Annotated in this window: 20 protein-coding genes; 9 read left to right on the top strand and 11 right to left on the bottom strand. The window is 58.5% G+C overall.

The annotated features are described in order from the left end of the window. Positions 1 to 315 precede the first annotated feature (315 nt). Together NMB39_RS15565 and NMB39_RS15560 are read left to right on the top strand one after the other, a co-directional pair. Complete coding sequence (locus tag NMB39_RS15565; protein ID WP_494340489.1) at positions 316 to 891, top strand: hypothetical protein; 576 nt, start codon at positions 316 to 318, stop codon at positions 889 to 891. Positions 892 to 897: 6 nt separating this feature from the next. Then, complete coding sequence (locus NMB39_RS15560; protein WP_231989034.1) at positions 898 to 1,344, top strand: hypothetical protein; 447 nt, start codon at positions 898 to 900, stop codon at positions 1,342 to 1,344. A 73-nt stretch (positions 1,345 to 1,417) separates the two neighbouring features. On the opposite strand, the gene NMB39_RS15555 is transcribed toward NMB39_RS15560, so the two are convergent. After that, complete coding sequence (locus NMB39_RS15555; protein WP_057022401.1) at positions 1,418 to 2,677, bottom strand: MFS transporter; 1,260 nt, start codon at positions 2,675 to 2,677, stop codon at positions 1,418 to 1,420. Between the two features lie 154 nt (positions 2,678 to 2,831). Here NMB39_RS15555 and NMB39_RS15550 point away from each other — a divergent pair, with 154 nt between their 5' ends. Continuing rightward, the gene (locus NMB39_RS15550) at positions 2,832 to 3,644 is read left to right on the top strand and encodes a class I SAM-dependent methyltransferase (protein ID WP_057022400.1); all 813 of its coding nucleotides are present in this window, start codon (positions 2,832 to 2,834) and stop codon (positions 3,642 to 3,644) included. A 139-nt stretch (positions 3,645 to 3,783) separates the two neighbouring features. Here the strand turns inward: NMB39_RS15550 and NMB39_RS15545 are convergent, their stop codons facing one another. Further along, a complete protein-coding gene (locus NMB39_RS15545) occupies positions 3,784 to 4,170 on the bottom strand; it encodes a TIGR03067 domain-containing protein (protein ID WP_057022399.1) in 387 nt (128 codons plus the stop codon). Positions 4,171 to 4,510: 340 nt separating this feature from the next. On the opposite strand from NMB39_RS15545, the gene NMB39_RS15540 reads away from it, so the two are divergent. Both NMB39_RS15540 and lpxO read left to right on the top strand, forming a co-directional pair. Then, a complete protein-coding gene (locus NMB39_RS15540; RefSeq protein ID WP_494340490.1) occupies positions 4,511 to 5,845 on the top strand; it encodes a Wzz/FepE/Etk N-terminal domain-containing protein in 1,335 nt (444 codons plus the stop codon). Between the two features lie 264 nt (positions 5,846 to 6,109). Beyond that, positions 6,110 to 7,009: a lipid A hydroxylase LpxO gene (gene lpxO / locus NMB39_RS15535; RefSeq protein WP_059397409.1), complete on the top strand. Its 900-nt coding sequence runs from the start codon at positions 6,110 to 6,112 to the stop codon at positions 7,007 to 7,009. Between the two features lie 19 nt (positions 7,010 to 7,028). On the opposite strand, the gene ligD is transcribed toward lpxO, so the two are convergent. Both ligD and ku read right to left on the bottom strand, forming a co-directional pair. Continuing rightward, positions 7,029 to 9,527, bottom strand: coding sequence for a DNA ligase D (gene ligD, locus NMB39_RS15530; RefSeq protein WP_494340491.1), 2,499 nt, complete (start codon positions 9,525 to 9,527; stop codon positions 7,029 to 7,031). 24 nt (positions 9,528 to 9,551) lie between these two features. Then, a complete protein-coding gene (ku, locus tag NMB39_RS15525; RefSeq protein ID WP_046068018.1) occupies positions 9,552 to 10,391 on the bottom strand; it encodes a non-homologous end joining protein Ku in 840 nt (279 codons plus the stop codon). Positions 10,392 to 10,575: 184 nt separating this feature from the next. Between ku and NMB39_RS15520 the strand changes: the two genes are divergently transcribed. Together NMB39_RS15520 and NMB39_RS15515 are read left to right on the top strand one after the other, a co-directional pair. Next, complete coding sequence (locus NMB39_RS15520) at positions 10,576 to 10,890, top strand: hypothetical protein (protein ID WP_494340492.1); 315 nt, start codon at positions 10,576 to 10,578, stop codon at positions 10,888 to 10,890. A gap of 11 nt (positions 10,891 to 10,901) precedes the next feature. Beyond that, positions 10,902 to 12,059 (top strand): PQQ-dependent sugar dehydrogenase, encoded by a 1,158-nt coding sequence (locus tag NMB39_RS15515; protein ID WP_198720461.1) that lies wholly within the window; start codon positions 10,902 to 10,904, stop codon positions 12,057 to 12,059. Between the two features lie 68 nt (positions 12,060 to 12,127). Here the strand turns inward: NMB39_RS15515 and NMB39_RS15510 are convergent, their stop codons facing one another. Further along, entirely contained in the window at positions 12,128 to 12,607 is a 480-nt protein-coding gene (locus NMB39_RS15510) for a nuclear transport factor 2 family protein (protein WP_057022394.1), read from the bottom strand. Between the two features lie 55 nt (positions 12,608 to 12,662). Next, positions 12,663 to 13,226, bottom strand: a complete 564-nt coding sequence (locus NMB39_RS15505; RefSeq protein ID WP_124356374.1) for a TetR/AcrR family transcriptional regulator — start codon at positions 13,224 to 13,226, stop codon at positions 12,663 to 12,665. Positions 13,227 to 13,350: 124 nt separating this feature from the next. Here NMB39_RS15505 and pssA point away from each other — a divergent pair, with 124 nt between their 5' ends. Further along, positions 13,351 to 14,694: a CDP-diacylglycerol--serine O-phosphatidyltransferase gene (gene pssA / locus NMB39_RS15500; protein ID WP_494340493.1), complete on the top strand. Its 1,344-nt coding sequence runs from the start codon at positions 13,351 to 13,353 to the stop codon at positions 14,692 to 14,694. A 71-nt stretch (positions 14,695 to 14,765) separates the two neighbouring features. Here pssA and efeO (NMB39_RS15495) read toward each other — a convergent pair whose 3' ends face one another. The 4 genes from efeO (NMB39_RS15495) to efeU are packed head-to-tail and all read right to left on the bottom strand — an operon-like array spanning position 14,766 to position 18,983. After that, on the bottom strand, positions 14,766 to 15,584 hold the full coding sequence (gene efeO / locus NMB39_RS15495) for an iron uptake system protein EfeO (protein ID WP_057022392.1): 819 nt from the start codon (positions 15,582 to 15,584) through the stop codon (positions 14,766 to 14,768). Between the two features lie 25 nt (positions 15,585 to 15,609). Further along, a complete protein-coding gene (gene efeB, locus NMB39_RS15490) occupies positions 15,610 to 16,911 on the bottom strand; it encodes an iron uptake transporter deferrochelatase/peroxidase subunit (protein ID WP_494340494.1) in 1,302 nt (433 codons plus the stop codon). A 13-nt stretch (positions 16,912 to 16,924) separates the two neighbouring features. Beyond that, positions 16,925 to 18,127 carry an iron uptake system protein EfeO gene (gene efeO / locus NMB39_RS15485; RefSeq protein ID WP_057022391.1) on the bottom strand — a complete coding sequence of 401 codons (1,203 nt, stop codon included), beginning with the start codon at positions 18,125 to 18,127 and terminating at the stop codon, positions 16,925 to 16,927. Positions 18,128 to 18,137: 10 nt separating this feature from the next. Then, positions 18,138 to 18,983 carry an iron uptake transporter permease EfeU gene (gene efeU / locus NMB39_RS15480; RefSeq protein ID WP_306957869.1) on the bottom strand — a complete coding sequence of 282 codons (846 nt, stop codon included), beginning with the start codon at positions 18,981 to 18,983 and terminating at the stop codon, positions 18,138 to 18,140. A gap of 168 nt (positions 18,984 to 19,151) precedes the next feature. On the opposite strand from efeU, the gene NMB39_RS15475 reads away from it, so the two are divergent. Then, complete coding sequence (locus NMB39_RS15475; RefSeq protein ID WP_494340495.1) at positions 19,152 to 20,174, top strand: AraC family transcriptional regulator; 1,023 nt, start codon at positions 19,152 to 19,154, stop codon at positions 20,172 to 20,174. A 728-nt stretch (positions 20,175 to 20,902) separates the two neighbouring features. On the opposite strand, the gene NMB39_RS15470 is transcribed toward NMB39_RS15475, so the two are convergent. After that, positions 20,903 to 21,427 carry a hypothetical protein gene (locus NMB39_RS15470; RefSeq protein ID WP_057022388.1) on the bottom strand — a complete coding sequence of 175 codons (525 nt, stop codon included), beginning with the start codon at positions 21,425 to 21,427 and terminating at the stop codon, positions 20,903 to 20,905. Between the last annotated feature and the right edge of the window lie 213 nt (positions 21,428 to 21,640).

Here is a 21,640-nt window from a genome sequence, read left to right as displayed (position 1 = left end):
GGGGTGTGTGTTGGAATTTGGCGCGCATTGTCGCATATGTTAGGCAACAGGTGTATGGCGAACGAAGGATGGTTTTGCCGTTGCCTGCGCAGTAGCCAGCTCTGACAGCTGCAACGCCACGCCAAGCGGCATCAGGAAGGTGCATCGTGACCGGCCTGGTTCACCAAAAGACTCGATGTCGGCGCCCATGGCAATTGCAAAAGACGGATTGATATTAAATAGCTACTAGCTCATGTGTGCTACATCGTTATTTCGGTCGAGTTGCTATGGTTTGAACGCAGTACGTCCTAAAAAGGCCAGGGAGTTGAGCCGCAGATGTCTTTCATATTAGGAACCAACAATCGTCTTCTTCTATTGGCCCTGTTGTTATCGGGGTCTACTTTGGTGTTCGCCAATGAGTCAGAGGTGATCGGTAACTGGTGGATTGTTCACAGTGACGATGCCGGGCCTAAAAATATAATGTATATAGCGGACGGCACCACGGTGGTGCCGTCGAAAAAAACCAGCGGCGCCCAAATAGTTGAGGTGACTAAAGTCTATGCTGAAAAAAGTAAACCTCTTAGCGACGATGTCAATATTGAGGTTCAGTGCGCCAAACATCGAGTGCGCTTTCTTAATGGAACATCTGTCGAACGTCAGGGCAACAAGCGCCACGAATTGAAAGTGTCTGGTCAATGGCAGAACATGATGGACCTGGTGGATAGCGGGAAGGATATGTGGCTGCTGAAGAGCTTTGCCTTTGTTTGTCAGCCTGCCAATCGAAAAGTCAATGGGATGATCCCCTTGGGCAATGCACGTCGTGCGCAGGCGCTGAAGAGTATTACTGAAATCCAGGCGCCGCCGAAGAGCGTAATGGAAGAGCTGGATGAGATGTTAGGCAATGGAGAGTAGGCAGAAATGGCACTAGGGATGAAGAAATATTCGAAGGTACCCATGTTGATGCTGATGGTGTGTATTGGGTGGGTCGCCAGTGGTTGCTCTTCGATTGCTCAAAGTCGATGGGAAGGACGGGATGCGCAAGAAGCCATTAATTTATTTGGCAGGCCTGATCGCATGAAGAAGCAAACAGGTTCAAGCGGTGAAGTGCTGGTTGTCATGACTTGGTATAAAACGTCCAATTGGACGACTACTGAGGCGGCAGGAACTTCAATGGCTCATACAGGTAACGGAATGGTTTACACCGAACATTATGAGCGCGTTGGGCATAGCTCCGACTGCAAACTTGAAGCGACAGTTAACAAAGCAAAAAAAATAGTGCTTTTCAGGATTGAGGATGGGCGCATCCTGCATGGTAAATGCACCAACGTCCCTTATGTGCCAGGTTACATTCCTCCAGGTTTCTAGTGTGTTGATAAAGCGTTGAGTATTTCCATCTCAAGAGACGGTAAAAATTCGGGGCGCGTAACCTGCCTGTCCACTATAGCGTTTGGCTTGCCGTTGCAGAGCGCGCCTGGGTTGCGCCAGTGGATGATTTTACCAACGTTTCCGGCATGGCCAGCCATAACAGCAGCAGCGCAATACCCGCCACGCCGGCCAGCGCCAGGAAAGCCGCGTTGTAGCCAGCCTGCTGCACCACGAAACCGGCCAGACTGTTGCTCAGCGCCGCGCCCAGGCCGAACACGGTGGAGAGGGCGCCCAGGCTGACATTGAAGCGCCCGGTGCCTGTAGTCAGGTCCTTGACGATGACAGGGAACAGCGCGCCGAAAATACCGGCGCCGATGCCATCGAGCATTTGCACTGCTACCAGCCAATAGGGGTCGCTGGACAGGGTATAGAGCACGCCGCGCAGCGGCAGGATCAAAAAGCCAGCCAGCAACAGTGGCTTGCGCCCCCATACATCGGCCTTGAGCCCTACCAGCCAGGCCATCGGCACCATTACCAACTGCGCAGCGACGATGCAGGCTGAGGTCAGCGGCGTCGCCATCTGCAGGTTGATCTGCGCCAACTTCTGGCTGACCAGTGGGAGCATCGCGGCATTGGCAAGGTGAAACAGCGCGCAGCAGACGGCGAACAGCAGCAGCGGGCGGTTGGCCAGCAGGACTTTCAGGCCCGAGGGCTGCTCATGGTCGTTGTGATGGGCGGGGTCGAAGCCGCGGGCTACCTCATGATCAATCGCCTTGGCCGGCACGCAACTCACGGCGATGACACTGGCCACTGCCATAAACGCCATCAGGTAGAACACCACCACCGGCCCATACAGATACGCCAGGCCTCCGGCCAGCAATGCGGCCACGGCGTTGCCGGCGTGGTTAAAGGTTTCGTTGCGCCCGGTGCGCGATGTAAAGGCACGGGGGCCGGTGATGCCAAGGGAGATGGCGCAAATGGCCGGGGCAAATACAGAGGCGGCTACGGCGCTGGCGGCTTGGGTCAGCGCCACCCAGCCAAATGAACTGACGAAGGGCAGCAGCAGGCAACTGGCGGTCACCAGCAGCGCGGCGATGGCAATCACTGCACGCTTGCTGCGCGTTCGGTCGATCAACGCCCCCGCCGGGCCCTGGGTGATCAACGCGGCGATGCCAGCCAGGGTCATGACCACGCCGATACTGGCGGGGTCCCATTTATGGACTGCCAGCAGGTAAATCGCCAGGTACGGCCCGAGACCGTCGCGCACATCCGCGAGGAAGAAGTTCAGGCTGTCCAGGGATAAGGCAATGCGCAGGTCTGAGGGATGGGCCACGGTGCGTTCTTCGAGAGCGGCGTCCGGGGGCCGAACACACGTTGGGGTAATGACCTGCAAGCTCGACGATAAGTTTCGCCGAAGCCGAGGGTTTCATCCTGCAGGTATTTGGCTTATTTTCCCAAGCCCGCAGTACTGACTTTCTGGAGAAGCAATGGACATGCCCTCAGCGCAAGAGGCGATCGCCAGCAACAAGAAGGCATGGGATGAGTCGGCCCGGCTGCACAAAGACTCCGCGACCTGGTCGGCCCTGCTGGGCCAGGTCGCCAAGCCTGATTTCTCCTGCCTTGATCCCACCATTACCGCGGTGCTGCAAGAGGTCGGTGTGGCGGGCAAGGATGTGGTGCAACTGGGTTGTAACAACGGGCGCGAAAGCCTGTCGTTGTATAGCCTGGGCGCGCGTTCGGTGGTGGGGATCGACCAATCCCGGGCGTTTCTTGGGCAGGCGCGGGAACTGGCTGCAGTCTCGCCCCATAGCCCCGAGTTCATAGAGAGTGACATCCACGCTTTGCCGGAGCGCTTGCACGCGCAATTCGATATGGCCCTGGTGACCATTGGTGTACTGGGCTGGATGCCGGATGTGGCGTTGTTCATGCAGCATGTCGCCCGTGTGCTGAGGCCTGGCGGCACGCTGGTGATGTACGAAACCCATCCCTTCCTTGAGGTGTTCGACCCGCGGGCGGCCAACCCGTTGCTGCCTGCCAGCTCTTACTTCCAGCGTGAGCCTTTTGTGCTGCAGGAATCCATTGTCTATGAAGGGCAGGGCGAACTGGCCGGGCCGACATCCTATTGGTACGTGCATACCCTGGGCAACGTGATCAGCGGGGCAATCGCTGCGCACATGCAGATTGCTCATTTGCAGGAATACCCGCACTCCAATCGGGAAGAACTCTACGATCGATATGAGCATCAGGCAGCGCAATTGCCCCTGTGCTTTACCCTCACGGCCACCAAGCTGGTCGAATGACAGCGTTTGGCTCACGCAAAAAAAAGCCCGCGAGGAGAGGCGGGCCAAGTGATCCACTGGAGTAGGTAGGTCCGACTCTAACGGGCGGAAAGTGAAGGTCTCGTGAAAATACCGTGATCGAATCGGATAAACGCGTCGATCACCGCCGCCGCACGAAGGTGCGCATGGTTTGCCCTGGGCCGGTGCTGAATACCGTTGGCCTGGGCATGCCTTCGTCCGCTGCAATAAATACAAAATCGTCGCCTTCGAGCCGGTAACTGGCGGGTAACCGCTTGCCTGCATCATCGCCGATGGCGTCAATCCAAGTGATGCTCTTGGGCGCGGTATCGGCGTCCAGCGCAAACCGGCCAGCCAGCAATGTCTCTCCCGTTACCGTAACAACTTCGAAGCGGTCTGCGTTGATAGTCGTGATAGCACCCGGCGCACTGTGAGCGTCGTCGGGGTTGAGTACGCCACCGTCTTCGAGGGCCGTTTGTTCCCAGGCACCTTGAAGAGCGTGAAAGTCAGCGGTTGACAGAGGTGACATGCAAATTCCTTATTGATGATCCAAGACGTATTCAATTGTACCGAGGGGTGAGGCCACAAAGCGGGGAGGCTGATTTTTTTCTTTATAAGACAGGTATTTGACAGCATTTTCATGTTGTATTGACTACGATGATATCGAGGTTAGTCCGACATGGCTGTTTCATTTGGACTACTCATCGATATAAAACCGAAATAATCCCCCAAGCTGTGGGATATTTCAGCAGACTAAGTGGTCAGATCGCCATTGGTCCGCCGTAGCCAGGGCGTTGTCCCTGATTTTTGAAGTCATTCGGACTTCTGAGAATGATGGCCTTTTAGTATTATTTTAAGGTGTTCTTATTTTGAATCGAACTTCCCCACTCCCGCCTTCCGCAGCGTCTGATGAAATTGATCTGTTTGAACTGTTTCACGCCATTTGGCGGCAAAAGAAGCTCGTCATCGGTTGTACGCTTTTGGCAGGTGTATTAGGTGCGGGGTATGCCTTCCTGGCGCCCAAGACGTATGAAGTCAGCAGTGTGCTGCGACCTGCGGCAATCAACGAACTGGATGCCTTGAATCGTTCGGAAGTTTATAAGTTGCCCCCCGCTGATGCGTTGCTGAAGGTGGGCGCCCAGTTGGACTCCTACGAGGCCCGCCTAGGCTTCTTCAAGGACCATGAAGAGTTGTTCAAGGCGTTCAAGAAACCTGGGCAGAGCCTTGAGCAGAGCTTTGAGGAGTTCAACCGCAATTCCGTCAATCTGATCCTTCCCGACCCGAAGAAATCCGATTCGCTGAGCAACTATATCCGCCTGGAGCTGCAATACCCGGCCGAAGTCGATGGCGTCGCGATCCTCAACGGTTTTGTGGACTACGCCATTGCCGCGGAACGCCAGCAAGTCGGTGCCGATCTCAAGGTCATCGTCAATAACCGCTTGACCGAGCTCAAGGGCAAGATCGACGCCGCCCGCTCCAACTACGATACCGACAAGGAGTCCAAGATTGCCAAGCTGCTTGAGGCTGACCGTCTCAAGCGCGCCCAGCTACAGGACGAACTCAGCGCGCTGCGCCTGCAGATGAAGATGGAGCGTACCAATCGCCTGGCCGAGCTGGCGGAAGCCATCAGCATTGCCAAGTCCATGGGTATCCGCACACCGACCACGCCGTCCTCCATGGCCGACGCCACGCGCAGCTCGGGCCAGGTCATGCGCACCGAGGTGAACAATCAGAAGATCCCGCTGTATTTCATGGGTACTGAAGCATTGGAGGCCGAACGCGCCGCATTGCAACAGCGTACCAGCGATGACTTCACCAACCCGCGCATTGCCGAGATTGGCAAGGAGTTGCAACTGCTGGAAAGCAACCGCGAGGTCGAGGTGCTGCGCAAGCGGGGTAATGAAGACATCTTCCTGCAGGACGTAGAGCCGCTTCGCGCTGAAGTCGCCAGGTTGCGCGGCTTGAACATCGACATGAGCAATCTGAAGCTGGTGACGATCGACCGCCGTGCCCAGGAACCTTTGTCGCCGGTCAAGCCGAAAAAACCGCTGGTGATCGCATTGAGTCTGGTCGGTGGCCTGCTGCTTGGCCTGATGATCGCGCTGATCCGCTACTTCATCCGTAGCCGTAGCCAGGCGTTACCTTATACCGCATTGGGTGATAGCAGTTTTGCCCGTCGCGAGGGTAAAGACGAGTCCTTGTAAGTGTGACAAAGCCCAGAAACAGGCGGGCGCAAAGGCCCGCCTGCTCTTACCCTCAGCACAATCAGTGAACAGGTTTTCACAATTCTTAGTTAACCTTTGGTTACAAAGTGTGGCTAAATAACGGCCAGTGGTTCCACGCCGAAGGGTTGCCCGACCGGTCGTGCCGCCTGTATGTGAATTGTGATTTCAGGTGCTGCTTATCATCCTCGGCCGTTGTGGGCCCGCAGGTGCAGCCTGTTCTCTCCCTGACTTGTGACGAATCCCTTGAAACTCATCATTGTTGCTCTCTACGTTGCCTCCATTGCGTATGTACACCTGCGCGGCCGGGTGCGGCACAAGCTGGGGCGCCAGCTTAGCGATCACTCGACGTTCCTGGCGCCGGTCAACTGCTTTCTGTACCTGTTCTCCAAGCAGCCAAGCCGCCCCTATCTCTCACCCAGCGACTTTCCGGAGCTGAGCCCTTTGCAGGAACATTGGGAGCAGATCCGCCAGGAAGGCCAGAACCTGATGAGGGCAGGGGAGATCAAGCGTTCGGACCAGTACAACGACGTGGGTTTCAACTCGTTCTTCAAGTCGGGGTGGAAACGCTTCTATCTCAAGTGGTACGGCGACAGCCACCCCTCGGCGATGAAGCTATGCCCACGCACCACCGAGTTGGTGCAAAGCATCGGCTCGATCAAGGCCGCCATGTTCGCCGAGCTGCCGCCAGGCTCCAAGCTGGTGCGCCACCGTGACCCGTACGCTGGCTCCTATCGCTACCACTTGGGGCTGGATACGCCCAACGACCCGGGCTGCTACATCAATGTGGATGGCGAGAGTTATTACTGGCGAGACGGCGAGCCGGTGATGTTCGATGAGACCTACATCCACTATGCGGAAAACACCACCGCGCAAAACCGCATCATCCTGTTCTGCGATATCGAACGCCCGATGAAGTACCGATGGGCCGCGGCGTTCAACCGCTGGTTCAGTCGCAACGTGATGGCGGCGGCGGGCTCGCCCAATGATGAGGGTGACAAGACCGGTGGCCTGAACCGTGCCTTTACCCGCCTGTACAAGATCCGCCTGCGCGGTAAAGAGCTGAAGAAGCGTAACCGCACACGTTACTATCTGGAAAAATGGGCGATCTTTGCCGGCTTGGCGTTGATCTTCATTCTTATCTGAACCTGGCGCCGGGTGCGAATCACTGCGGTGGTTTCGCGCCCAGCTTGTCCCACATCTTTTTGCTGATCTTCTGTCGATTGGCGTAGCCGGCCCACGGATCCTCCTTCAAACCCTGCAGCCGCTCGTGCAGGTTCGCCACCGTCCACTGCTGGGCGCCACGCAAGTCTTTCAATTCATCCCGACTGACCGGCACCGATACCGGCAAGCCCGGCCGCGCCCGCACGGAATAAGCTGCCACCGTACTGGCGCCCCGGGCGTTGCGCAGGTAATCGATAAAGATCTTGCCTACGCGGTTTTTGGGGCCGCTGGTGGCGGTGAAACGCTCCGGCAGCTGCTGGGTCATGAACTGGGCCATTGCCTTGGCGAATGCTTTCACGGTGTCCCAGCCATCGCGCCGGGCCAGCGGTACTATCAGGTGCAGGCCTTTGCCGCCGCTGGTCTTGACGAAGGCTTGCAAACCCAGCTCATCGAGTACCGATAAGGTCAACTGTGCCGCCTCCAGCATGGCTTTCCACGGCAAGGCCGGATCCGGGTCTAGGTCCAGCACGAACAGGTCGGGGGTTTCAATCTTGTCCGTCGTGGCGCCCCAGGTATGCAACTCGACGGTGCCCATTTGCACAGCGCCGACCAACGCGTCCCGGCTGTCGATTTCCATCAGGCGCGCGTGGCCAGGGTCCAGCGCCTGGTCAAGTTGCTTGATATGGGGAATGGCCATGCGCTCGGAGTGCTTCTGAAAGAACTGTTCGCCCTCAATGCCCTCCGGTGCCCTGAGCAGCGACACGGGCCGGCCATGCAGGAAAGGCAGGATCCATTGGCTGATACCGGCATAGAACTGTGCCAGCTGCTGTTTCTGCGTGCCGCTTTGTGTGTCGATGATGCGCTCGGGGTGGGTGATATTCACCCCACTCTCGGTGGCTTTTGCCTTGGGCTTCTTGGGCTTGTCCAGGGATTTTGCCGCGCGCGGCTGTTCATGGATGATCTGTGCGGCAGGCTTATCCGTGCGTAAGCCGAGAAACGCGGCTTGGCGCACCACACCCTCACGGGTCCATTCGGTAAATTGCACTTCGCCCACCAGCGTCGGTTCCACCCAATGCACGCCACGGGCCTGGGCGCTGGTCAGCGGCTTTTCCAGCGGCGAGGTTTTGCGCTCAAGGGCGGTGAGCTTGGCGTAGATGCTCTTCAGCGCCGCCTGGTCAAAGCCCGTGCCCACACGCCCGGCGTAGACCAGCCCGGCATCGTCGTTGACTGCCAGCAACAGCGCGCCAAACCCGCTGCGAGCACCTTGCGGACGGGTGTAGCCAACAATCACGAACTCCTGGCGCAAGCGACACTTGAGCTTGATCCAGTCCGCGCTGCGGCTTGATACGTAGAGGCTGCCTGCGCGCTTGCCGATCACACCCTCAAGGGCCAGGTCACAGGCACTTTCGAAGATATCGCGCTGGTTGGCGGCGAAAGCTTCGGAGAAGCGCAGCAGCTTGCTACGGCTGCCGGAAAGCGCCGACTTGAGGGCGGCCCGGCGTTCTTCTACCGCCACGTTGCGCAGGTCTTGCCCATCGAGGAAGGGCGCATCGAACAGGTAATAGACGATATCCAGGCTGCGGCCAATATCGAAGGCATTCTGCAGCGCCTGGAAATCCGGCAGACCGTCGGCGTTGAGACTGACGACTTCACCGTCCAGCCAACTGTCCTTGAGCTTGAGCGCCTCCAACGCTTTCACCTGGCGGGGCAAGCGCTCGGTCCAATCGTTGCCGTTGCGGGTAAACAGGCGCACCTCACCGTCGCGGATACGTGCCAGCATGCGGTAGCCGTCGAACTTGATCTCGTACAGCCAGTCGCCAGCAGGGGCGCGGTCGACCAGCGTTGCCAGTTGCGGGGAGAACTGGTCTGGAAGGGCGGAGGTTGCTTTCTTGGGTTTTGCAGCTTTCCTGGTTTTGCTGGCAGCCTTGACTTTGCCCACCGAGGCGTCGCTGAGCACACTGTCGGGCTGGGCCTGGACGATATCGTAATCGGCCGTCGGACGGGCCTGCTGGTCTTTTTCCTTGATCAGCAACCATTGCTCCTTGTCGCCGCTGCCTTTGAGCCGGGTGCGCACCAGAGCCCAGTCCCCCGAGAGTTTCTCACCAACCAGAGTGAACTTGAGTTTGCCGGCTGCGTAAGCCTTGTGCGGATCGTCATGGGGTTGCCATAGGCCACGGTCCCAGACGATCACATCCCCGGCGCCGTATTGGCCGGCGGGAATGCTGCCCTCGAAACTGCCGTAGCTCAGGGGATGGTCCTCGACATGCACCGCCAGGCGCTTCTGGGTCGGATCCAGGCTCGGGCCCTTGGGCACGGCCCAGCTCAACAGCACACCGTCGAGCTCCAAGCGAAAGTCATAGTGCAGATTGCGCGCATCATGCTTCTGGATTACAAAACTCAGGGCCGAGGTTTTGCGCTTTGTGGCTGGTGAACTGCCGGCCGGTTCGGCGGTGATCTCAAAATCGCGTTTGCGGTTGTACTCGCTCAGGGGCTTTGCCATGTCATTCTCCAACCGATGGCGGACTCAAGAGGCTTTTTTACTGGACTTTTTTGCGGCGGGCTTCTTGGCTGCCGGTTTGCCCGCCAGACTGCGCTTGAGCAATTCCGTCAGGTCGATTACGTCGGCAGATTTGCGCTCTTCGCTGCCCTCGGCCGTTTCTACATCTTCGATCTTGCCAGCCTTGGCCTTCTTCGCCACCAGCGCCATGATCTTGTCCTGGAAACTGTCGCGGTACTCATCGGGCTGCCAGTCGGCGCTCATGTCTTCCACCAGGCGCTTGGCCATGTCCAGTTCGCCCTTGGCCAAAGTCGGCTTGGTCACATCGCTGCCCAGTTCCAGCTCATCCAGGCTGCGCACTTCGGCAGGCCAGCGCAACATCACCAGCACCAGGGCCGACTCCAACGGCATCAACGCGGCCAGGTGCTGTTTGGTGTGCAGCACGACATTGGCCAGGGCGACCTTGCCGGTTTTCTTCAGGGTTTCACGCAGCAGCGCATAGACCTTGCCGCCGCGTTTGTCCGGGGCCAGGAAGTACGGCGTGTCGATGTTTTGCAGCGGGATCTGGTCGCTGGCGACGAAGGCGATGATCTCGATAGTCTGGGTCGACTTGGGGTGGGCCGAGCGAATTTCATCTTCGCTGAGCACCACGTAGCGACCTTTTTCATATGCGACGCCCTTGACGATATTCTCCTTGGTGACGTCCTTGCCGGTGGTCTTGTTGATGCGCTTATAGCCCACCGGGTCCATGCTGCGCTTGTCCAGCCAGTCGAAATCGACACCCTGGGATGACGTGGCCGAGACCAGCGATACCGGGATGTGAACCAAGCCGAAACTGATGGCGCCTTTCCAGATTGCCCGCGGCATAGATGAACTCCTTAACGAAGAGACTGTGTTCTGGTGACTCATGGGCCAGGACAAAAGTTTCGACGGGTAGATGCTCGGACAGATCGTGTTACACCTGATGAGAAACTATTTAGTGTCACAACGCGAACCCTCGGGGTAGCGTGTTATCGAACGCAGGTAGTACTCGGCAAAGAGAGGTTTGCTCATGAACCGTTGTGTACGTCATCTTGCAGTACTCGCGCTGGGCCTGGCCCTGGCGCCATTGGCCCAGGCGCAAAACCTGCCGGGCCGTTACGACACCAACAACAGTCCGATTCATCGGGCCAATCCCAACAGCATGCAGGGCACCCAGCCAAATGCGCCGGCTGTTCGTGGAATCCAGACCACCCCGAGCAGCCCGCGACCGACTGTGGAGAACGGTGGCATCGGCAACCGTTATCCGAGGCAGGAAGTGGCCCCGAGCCGCCCGGCCACCGAACCCAAAGCGCCCACCTATGATGCCAACGGCAATCGCCGCTAAGGACTCGTCTTATGTTGCTACGCAAAACTTTGTTGGCCGCTTTGTGCGCCACCGTTCTTGTACCGTTGAGCGCGGTACACGCCGCCGATGGCCAGCAATTTCCCAGTGAGCAAGGCAGCGTCACCGCCACGCCGATTGCAAAGGGCCTGGACCATCCGTGGGCGCTGGCGTTTCTGCCCGACCAGCAAGGTTTCCTGGTGACAGAGCGTCCTGGGCACCTGCGTTTTGTAAGCCCGGACGGCAAGCTTTCCGCGCCATTGACGGGCGTACCGCAGGTATGGGCCAAAGGGCAGGGCGGCTTGCTCGATGTAGTGCTGTCGCCGGACTTCAAGCAGGACCGTATGGTTTACCTGTCCTACGCCGAAGGGGGCGGTGAAGGCGGTAAAGCCGGAACCGCCGTAGGGCGCGGGCGTCTGGCTGACGACTTGAGCGGCCTGAAGGATTTCAAGGTCATCTTGCGCCAGGAGCCCAAGCTGTCCACCGGCAATCATTTTGGTTCGCGGCTGGCGTTTGACCGTGACGGCTACCTGTTCGTGACCCTGGGAGAGAACAACGACCGCCCGACGGCCCAGGATCTGGATAAATTGCAGGGTAAGGTCGTGCGCATCTATCCGGATGGCCGCGTACCCGATGACAATCCCTTCGTCGGCCAGCCCGGTGTACGTCCCGAGATCTGGTCCTACGGCCAGCGCAACCCCCAAGGCCTGGCGCTGAACCCGTGGAGCGGCACGATCTGGGAAAACGAACACGGGCCCCGTGGCGGTGATGAAGTCAATATCATCGAGCGCGGCAAGAATTATGGCTGGCCGCTGGCGACCCATGGCATCAACTATTCCCTGCAGCCTATTCCCGAAGCCAAGGGCAAGACGGCAGAAGGCACTGTGGCGCCGCACCATGTGTGGGAGAAGTCCCCGGGCATCAGCGGCATGGCGTTCTATGATGCCGACCGTTTCAAGGCGTGGCAGCACAACCTGTTTATCGGCGCGCTGGTCAGCCAGGAGCTGATTCGGTTGCAATTCGATGGCGATAAGGTCATTCACGAGGAACGCTTGCTGGGTGAGTTGAAAGCGCGGATTCGCGACGTGAGGCAGGGGCCGGATGGCTTTCTGTATGTGCTGACCGATGAAGATGATGGCGTGCTGTATCGGGTCGGGCTCAATCAGGACTGATCAGGCTTGTGTGGGAGAGGGCAAGCCCCTCCCACATTTGGATCTCATCTGGTTGTAGAGCGGGAGTGTTACAGGCCCAAGTCCGACAACCCTGGATGATCATCCGGGCGACGGCCCAGCGGCCAGTGGAACTTGCGTTCGCTTTCCTGGATCGGCTTGTCGTTGATGCAGGCAAAGCGGTTGGCCATCAGGCCGTTCTCATCGAACTCCCAGTTTTCATTACCGTAGGAACGGAACCAGTTGCCCGAATCATCGTGCCACTCGTAGGCATAGCGCACGGCAATGCGGTTACCGGTGAACGCCCACAGTTCCTTGATCAATCGGTAATCCAGCTCCTTGGCCCATTTGCGCGCCAGGAACTGCTTGGCTTCTTCGCGGCTGTGGGCAAATTCAGCGCGGTTACGCCACTGCGTGTCCAGGGTATAGGCCAGGGACACGCGCTGCGGGTCGCGGGAGTTCCAGCCGTCTTCGGCCAGGCGGACTTTTTCAATGGCCGACTCGCGGGTAAACGGCGGCAGGGGCGGACGGACTTCTGCTTGTGCTGACATTGGGCGGCTCCTGAATACAATTAAGTTAGATCGAAAGTTGCCTGGCCAGTGGGGTTCAAAGTTGCAATAACGTCCGCGCCATGCATTGCGCATTATCGGCAGCTGTTGAATCGCCCATGACCAGGGCAACGGTAATGGCGCCATCGATCAGGATCAGCAGTTGCGCGGCCTGCCGTTCCGGGTCGGGGGTGCCATGTGCTTGGCACAGTTCAAGTGCGTACTCGAACAGTTTTTGTTTATGTGCTTTGGCCAGCAGGCGAACCGGATCTTGCGCATTGCCGGTTTCACCACTGGTATTGATAAAGGCGCAGCCACGAAAGTCCGCCGAGCCAAACCAGCGCTTGAGGGCGTCGAACAGCGCCAGCAGGCGCTCGCCGCTGCCTTCACTACGCTCCACTTCGTCGCGCAACCATTGCATCCAGCGCTCGTCGCGGCGTTGCAGCGCGGCAATCACCAACTCGTCCTTGTTGGCGAAGTAGCGATAGATGCTTTTTCTCGACACGCCGGCGGTTTTCACCAGCAAGTCCATGCCGGTGGCGGCAATGCCATGCCGATAGATCAACTTCTCGGTCACGTCGAGGATAATGTCGCGGGTTTCACTGCTGGCTATATCGTTCATGTCGAGTAAAGTAGAACGATCGTTCTTCATGGTCAAGCGGCTTTTTCATTTGTCGATGGCGAGACCTGAGCCGCCCCATGGTGTAAGCTCGGGGCCTCTTCGGATTCGACCCATTGCGAGCCTTATGCCGACGTTCTTCAAACGTTCCCTGTTGCCCAAGCTGCGCGGTTTTCCATTGTCCCCCGAGGCCATCGAGGTGCTGCCCAGCGCTGACGCGTATCGCCGCTGCCTGCTGGAGAAAATCCCCCAGGCCACGCGGCGTATCTACATCGTTGCGCTGTACTTGCAACAGGACGAAGCGGGGCAGGAAATCTATGACGCCCTGCACGCCGCCAAGGCTGCAAGACCCGAATTGGACATCGTGGTGATGGTTGACTGGCTGCGGGCCCAGCGCGGGTTGATCGGCGCCGGCAAGCAACCGGGCAACAGTGCCTGGTACCAGGCGATGACCCAAAGCCATGCCAGCGAAGTGCCGGTGTATGGCGTGCCAGTGCAAACCCGCGAGCTGTTCGGCGTGTTGCACCTCAAGGGCTTTATTATTGATGACAGCGTGGTGTACAGCGGTGCCAGCCTGAACAATGTGTACCTGCACAAGTTCGACAAATACCGCTTCGACCGTTACCACCTGATCCACAGCCAGGCCCTGGCCGATTCGATGCAGCACCTGGTGGAACATGGCCTGGTCGCATCCAAGGCGGTGCATCGCCTGGACCTGCCGAACCCACCGACCACCCGCAGCCTGCGCAACGACATCGGCGACCTGCGCAGCCGCCTCAAGCATGCGGCCTATGACACCACGGCAGGGCAGTTGCCAAACGGCCACCTGTCAGTCAGCCCGTTGCTCGGTGTCGGCAAGAATAACCCCCTGAGCCGGGTGATCCTCGAGTTGATTGCCAGCGCCCAGCAGCAACTGACCATCTGCACGCCATACTTCAACCTGCCTTTGCCGGTGACCCGCGAGATCAACCGCGCCCTGGCGCGTGGGGTGAAGATCGACATCGTGGTCGGCGACAAGACCGCCAACGATTTCTACATTCCGCCCAGCGAGCCGTTCAAGGTGATCGCGGCATTACCGTACCTGTACGAGATCAGCCTGCGGCGTTTTGCCAAGCGTCACCAGCCAATGATCGACAGCGGCCAGTTGAACCTGCACCTGTGGCACGATGGCGACAACACTTACCACCTCAAAGGCCTGTGGGTTGACCAACGCTACACGTTGCTTACCGGCAACAACCTCAACCCTCGGGCGTTCCGCCTCGATCTGGAAAACGGCTTGTTGATCGACGATCCCAAAGGCCAATGGCTGGCGCCGCGGCGTACCGAGTTGACGCAGATTTTCCAGCACACCACGCGTATCCAGGGTTACCAGCAGTTGCAGACGCTGGTGGATTATCCGCCAGCGGTGGGCAAGTTCCTGCGCCGGGTCAGCCGGGTGCGCATCGAGCGTTTGCTTTACCGCATCCTGTAGCCGAATAAGCCACGGGTAAAAAAACACCCAGGCCCCTTAACGGGACTTGGGTGTTTTTTTGCGCCAAGCGCTTAGTTCAAGCCCAACTTGCCGCGCAGCATCGACAGGTCTTCAGCGAGGGTGTTGACCGGGCCCACCAGCGCCTTGCGGTCGTTGTCCTTGACCTTGTCGTAGGTCTCGAAGCCGCCATCCTGGGTCTTGTACTTGGCCAGGATCTTGTTGACGGTGGCGAAGTTCTTGTCGACCTTGGCCAGGAAGGCCTGGTCTTGCTGGCCGATCTGGCCACGGAATAGGTCGACGATTTTCTTCGCGCCATCGATGTTGCCCTGGAAGTCATACAGGTCGGTATGGCTGTAGCGATCTTCCTCGCCGGAGATCTTGGTAGCGGCGACTTCTTCCAGCAGCGCGGCGGCGCCGCCGACGACTTTTTCCGGTGGGAAGGTCAGGCCGTCGACGCGGGTCTGGAGATCATTCACATCGGTGTTGAGCTTGGCGGTCAGTGCCTCCAGGCCCTGGGTCGAGTTCTGCGCGAACAGCGCATATTCAATCCGGTGGAAGCCGGTGAAGTCTTCGGCCGTCACACCTTTTTCATGGTCATCGACGCGGGAGTCGATGGACGCGTCGAGGTCGCTGAACAGCTCGGCGATCGGCTCGATGGCCTCATAGTGCACGCGGGTCGGCGCATAGAGCTGCTTGGCAGCGGCCAGGTCGCCTTTGTTGATGGCGTCGGTGAACGCCTGGGTCTGGGTGACCAGCTCGCCGATTTCCTCGGTAACGTAGATCTTGTAGTCCGACACCGGGCCTACCAGGTCCAGCGGCGCTGTGGCGGCGAAGGCCGCCAGTGGCGCAAGGCTCATTAACAACGGCAATGCGATAAACGACTTCTTCATGGGAGACATTCCGCTCTGGTTTATTTTAGGTATTGGCAGTGGTTGAGGACGTTGCGGCGAGCAGCGTGCGCCCAAGGAAATCCTTGGGCCCGATGACCCCCGGCAAGGTGAAGAAATAGCCGCCACCCACCGGCTTGAGGTATTCCTCCAGGGGCTCGCCGTTTAGCCGGGTTTGCACGCTGATAAAGCCTTTCTCCAGGTCGGCCTGGTAGCAGATGAACAACAGCCCCATATCCAGCTGACCGTTTTTGTTGACGCCGTTGGAGTAGTTGAAAGGCCGACGCAGGATCAGGTTGGCCTGGGTCTGCGGGGTGCGCGGGTTGGCCAGGCGGATATGGGCGTCGAGCTTGGTCAACTTGCCTTCCGGGTCTTTGCTGTAGTCCGGAACCTGGGTTTCATGCTGGCCATCCATGGGGGCGCCCGTGGGTTTGACGCGGCCTATGATGCTTTCCTGTTCTTGCAGCGGGGTGCGATCCCAACGCTCGACAAAGTTACGGATGATACGCACGGCCTGGTAACTGCCATGGGCGGCCCAGGCCGGTTCGTCGCTGCCGGGTTGGACCCAAACGATCTGGTCCATGGCCTTGGCATCGTTGGAGTCCGGGTTGGCCGAACCATCGCGAAAACCCAGGAAATTGCGCGCGCTCTGCGCAGGCTCGCCGGGCTTGGCCGGTGCCTGGGGCGGCACGCTGCCTTCCTGTTTCCAGCGCACCAGCAGCAGGTCGGGCAGGTTCTTTACGATGTCGCGCAGGGCGTGGATATTGGTGTCCGGCGTATTGGAGCTGAACTGCAGGCTCAGGTCGCCGTGGCATTGCGCCGGTTCCAACGCATCGTTGGGAAAACCGACCATGCGGCTCAGGCGCTTGGGTTTGACCGCCTTGAGGCCGAAGCGCTCATCGAACAACGACTCGCCCACCGACAGGGTAATAGTCAAGTTATCCGGCGACACTACGGGGCCGAGGATGCCGGAATCGGTAGGTGGCAATTTCGGATCGACCTGGGGCACGGTGCCGCCGCTCATCAGGAACGCGATGCGCTCGTTCAAGGTACGGAACAGCCGCTCCAGATCTTCACGGTCGCTGGCCAGTACATCGAACGCCACGACCATGCCGCAGGCCGGGCGCGGTGTGACGATGCCGCTTTGGTGCTGGCCGAAAAACGCCTGGCGGTCATGGGTCTTGTCACTGCGCGGTGCGCTGGTCACTTGCTCTGCCGCTGCGGCCATGGCCGGGCAACTCAAGCTGCTGCCGGCAATTGCCGCGCCAGTGGCGGCCATGCCCAGCAGGACGCGGCGGCGTTGGAGATCAAACTGTGGTGTATCACTCATAGTGCGGTCGTCTTCACTGCAGGCCGGAAAGGCCGAGGGCGGGGTCGATTCCATCGAGTGCGGCGGCCAGTGCCTTGGCCTTGTCGGCGATCTGCTTGCGCTGATCGTCGGTGACGCTGTCGTAACGGGCGTAGTGGTTGTCGACCTTCAATCCATTGAGCTCGGCATCGAAGGCGTTGAGCGCGCTGTCGATGTGGGGCAGCAGGTCGGCGGCGGACTTGGTCAACAGTGGACGCATCAGGTCGATCACTTTGCGGGCGACCTGCAGGTTGGCGGCAAATCCATTCAGGTCAATATGGCTGTAGCGCTCCTCTTCACCGCTGACCGCGCGTACATCCGCCAGACTGTTGAGGTTGCGCACCACAATGCTGACCAATTGCTCCGGCGGCAGGGACTGAGCCAGCAGCTGTTGCTTGAGCGTGGTGACGTCGGTGACCAAGCGTTGGGCGACCGGCGCCAGGCCATCGAGGCTGCGTTGCTGGAACAGGCTGTATTCGAGGCGGTGGAAGCCGCTGAAGGCCGGATCCTGCTCGCGTTTTTCAAAGTAATCGGCGCGAGCATTGATAGCGTTGTCCAGCTCGGCGAGGCGCTGGGCTGCCGGCGCCAGGCGCTGATAGGCTTCACGGGCCGGCGCGTACAGCGCCTGGGCCTGGGCCAGGTCGCCGGCGTCGATCGCCTGTTGCAGGGCGGCTGCGGCCTTGACCAGCGCGCCGCCTTGGCCGCTCAGGTACACACGGAACTCCGACAGCGGGCCGATAAACGCCACCATCGACGGCTTGGCCTTGGCCTGGGCGTCGGACTCAGCGGTCGGCGTGACATGCAGCGTGCCACGGGGATTGCTCAGCAGGCCGCAGGTGATCGCGTAGTCGCCGGGCTGCAGATTGGCGTTGATCACCTGGCTCAGGCCCGGTGCGATATTTTCCCGCTCTTCGACCACCAGCACGCCATCGAGGATTTCCCATTCCACAGCACGGTCGGAGCGGTTGATGATACGAAAGCTCGCACGCCCGGCCGGTACGGTAAGGGCGTTGGGCTCACAGGCGTGGGCGTGGATCGTCACCGCGATTTCATTGTGGTTGACTTGGCGTTTGGTAGCGGCCAGTTGCGAGGCGTAGTAGAACAGGCCACCGGCGGCGATCATCACCACCACCGAGCCGGCCACGCCCCAGCGCAAGGCTCGGGACGGCGGGGCCGATTGAGGGGTTGGGTTGGACAAGGGACGGTCCTTACTGGCTGGAAACGGAAGAGGTCTTGGCAACGGGCTTGGCGGAGGGCGAGGGCAGGAAGAACATCACCAACGCCACCACCAGGTAAATCACATAGGCACCCAGGGTGCTGACCGTCGGCGCCTCCTGGTAGCCGAACATGCCGGCCAGTACTGAGCCCAACGGGCTGTCCATCGGCAGCGCAGCGCTGAAATCGAACAGCACGGTCTGCCAGTGGTTCCACACGCCGGCCTCGTGCAGGGCCTGCACCGAGTTGGCGAGAATGCCGGCGGCCACCACGAGGATGAACAGGCCGGTCCAGCGGAAAAACGCGCCGAGGTTCAGGCGCATGCTGCCGGAATAGATGAGGAAACCGACGACGATGGCCAGGATCAGGCCGAGCAGGGCACCGATCGGTGCGCCCGGGCCTTCGCTCTGCTGGAACACGGCCAACAGGAAAAATACCGTCTCCAGACCTTCGCGGGCCACGGCGAAAAACACCATGGCGATCAACGCGATCACCTGGTGCCTGGAACCTGCCAGCGCATGATCGAGGGATTCGTGCAGGGTATGCTTGATCGAACGCGCCACCTTGCGCATCCAGAACACCATGGAGCTGAGGATACCCACGGCAACCAGGCCGACGACGCCTTCGAACAATTCCTGCTGCTTTTGCGGAAATTCCGCACTGACCAGTTCCAGACCGCCGCCCACCAGCAACGCCAGGGCCGCGGCCAGGAATACGCCGATCCACACCGCAGGCATCCACTGGCCACGGCCGGTCTGCTGCAGATAACTGGCGATGATGCCAACGATCAAGGCGGCTTCAATGCCTTCGCGCAACATGATTAAAAACGGAACGAGCATCGGGCACCGGGGCGTAACTAGTTAGGAAGCTAAGTTGTAACATAATGATACTCATTGCTAAACAAGAAATATTGACCTTTGCTGAACCTGGGCTGAACGGTGGTGGCGAAGCGAAACCGCCTTTATGATGCACGCCACTGAAGTAGCCGTCGGATTGGCCAACAGCTCATGTCGGAAAAAGACACCATCTCCATCCACCTCGTGCGTGAAGCCCTGTTGCAGAGCTGTGCGCCTGGGGCGGCCACCGTTGAGGCGTTAAGCAAGGTCGGGATTGATCCCGCATTGCTGGAGCAGCCAAGCGCACGGGTTGCGGCCACGGCCTATGCGCGCCTGTGGAGATTGCTGGCGCGGCGCACAGACGATGAGTTCTTCGGCATGGACCCGCGCAAACTCAAATCCGGCAGCCTGGCGTTTCTGTGTCGTGCCGCCATGGCGCAACCCAGCCTGGCCCCGGGCCTGGAAACGGGCTTGGGGTTTCTGTCGCTGATGCTTGAGCGCATGCCCGCGCAGCTGGTTCGCCAACAGAGCCTGGCGGAGATCGTCCTGCTCGAACCCGAGCCTGAGCCTAAGCGTGCGTTCACCTATTTCACCTACTGGATGATCGTGCACGGCGTTGCCTGTTGGCTGGCAGGGCGTCGAATCCCCATCCTCGCCATTGAGTTGCGCTGTGCGCAGCCGGGCTTCTGTGACGATTACCAGGTAATGTTTTCCGACAACCTGCGCTTTGATCGACCCCGCACTCGCATGATCTTTTCTGCGGACTGCCTGGACCTACCGATCAAGCGCAGCCCGCAGGAGCTCCAACGTTTCCTGGCCCATGCGCCGGCCAATATTCTGGTCAAATACCGCGACCCTGAGAGCCTTGCTACCCGCATCAAGCATGACCTTCGGCAGATGCCTCCCGACGCCTGGCCTGAAACCGACGGGCTTGCGGCTACGTTGTGCATTTCGGCGTCCACATTGCGCCGACGTCTGGCGGAAGAAGGGCAAACTTATCAGGGCCTCAAGGACAGCGTACGCAAGGAGTTGGCGATTGTGTGGCTGGCTGAGCCGCAGATCAGCTTTGCCGAGATTGCCTCGCGGCTGGGGTTTGCCGATGCGAGTTCGTTTTACAAGGCGTTTCGTAAGTGGGCGGGGTCCAATCCCGGGCATTATCGGAGTTTGATTTTGAACGAGCCAAGTCGGTTCTAACCGCTGTTATCAGGACTAGGACATTTCTCTCTTATTCCTTCATCTGGGTATGACAGATCGATCCTTCTATGTTTTAGGAAGCGGCTGGCATATTTGGCGCTTGATTTCGTGCACCGTAAGCAACGTGTTCCTACCTGCATTAGTGGGTGCTTGATATCTGCTGGGTTGATATCGAGTGTCGTGTGCTGGCAGCCGTTGCTTAACTGTGAGGTGCGCTTATGGGGAAATAAAAAATCCGATATTTCGAGTGAGTATTCATTCATTATTTACTGATTTGAGGTGAGATCATGAAAGGTCTTATTGCGTTGCCGTGTCTCGCGTTAATGCTTTTTTCTACTCAGGTGTCGGCCTTGTGTCTGTATATAAGTGATAGCTATAGCGGGCTTTTGCAGCCTGGTGTGGAAACGACAGTGTATGGCCCGTTCACAATAACTTCCGCGAATGGATGTGCGGGTGCGACTATTGATGCCTCAGCTTCCACGAGCGGTGGCGGGAGGGCGCCACAGTTGATTATTCAAAAACAGGCGGGCGCTTCCTGGGGGGATGTTGCTGGAACCTTTGGAGGGACTACGTCCTACTCTGGTGTGTTTGGAACCTATCGAATCGTCATGATTAATTCTGGTTCGGAGGCGCAATCTTATTCTGGCACCGCTAGATACGGCCGCTGAGTCGTTGAGCCAAACAGTGCGCCACGAGGTTTATTGGCGCACTGTTTGCGAGCATCTTAATCAAGCTTTTTCATCTACTGATAAAGCGCTGTTGGAAGATTTTACAAAATAGGCCAGTGCTCCCATGGCGTGATTAGCGGCTACCATTCCCTGCCTCCATCTCAACGTATGCTCGTTTGCCCCCGCAGGGTTGTCTTCCAGGAATTCGCTGTACTCCACCAGTCGCTCGTTAAATAAGGCAATCGCGTTGAATTTTACGTGCGTCTCCGTTGGAACGCCGTTTGCATCGGTGTGCAGATTGCCACCTATGAACATCCTGTATGCATAGATATCAATCATATCGTGTTCGAACAGCGTGCGTCCCACCTTTCTTAAGTCGTCTGAATTAATAGACGTCATGTCATAATCTTTCAGATAAGCCTTGAGTTTGGTGATTTGACTGTTGTCATTGAGCTGTAGGGTGTCAGCCGCTACGTTCTTCTTTGTAATCGTAAATGCATTGGTTGTCTGCTCTGGATTTTTGATCACGAATGCATTGGTTGCCTTGGTATACCTCATCTGCTCAGCAGTCAACATGATAGCCATGTCGCCTTCCTCCATTGGTAAGTGACATTGGGTTGTCGACGCTTGTGCCAATTACTTTAGCGTGGGTGTAACGCTTGCCTACATGAAGTGCACAGTTGTTTCTGAAGTATTTAAACCTGGAAACCGGATATAGCGCGGTACTAGGAAATTACCTACGAAGGACTTCTTAATTGTCTTACAGAAATAGCTTTCAATATTTTAGGAAGTCTTGGC

This window comes from Pseudomonas sp. FBCC-B545 (assembly GCF_059134095.1).
Note: the sequence above shows the minus strand (reverse complement) of the source record. Positions and strands in the feature narration are given on the sequence as shown.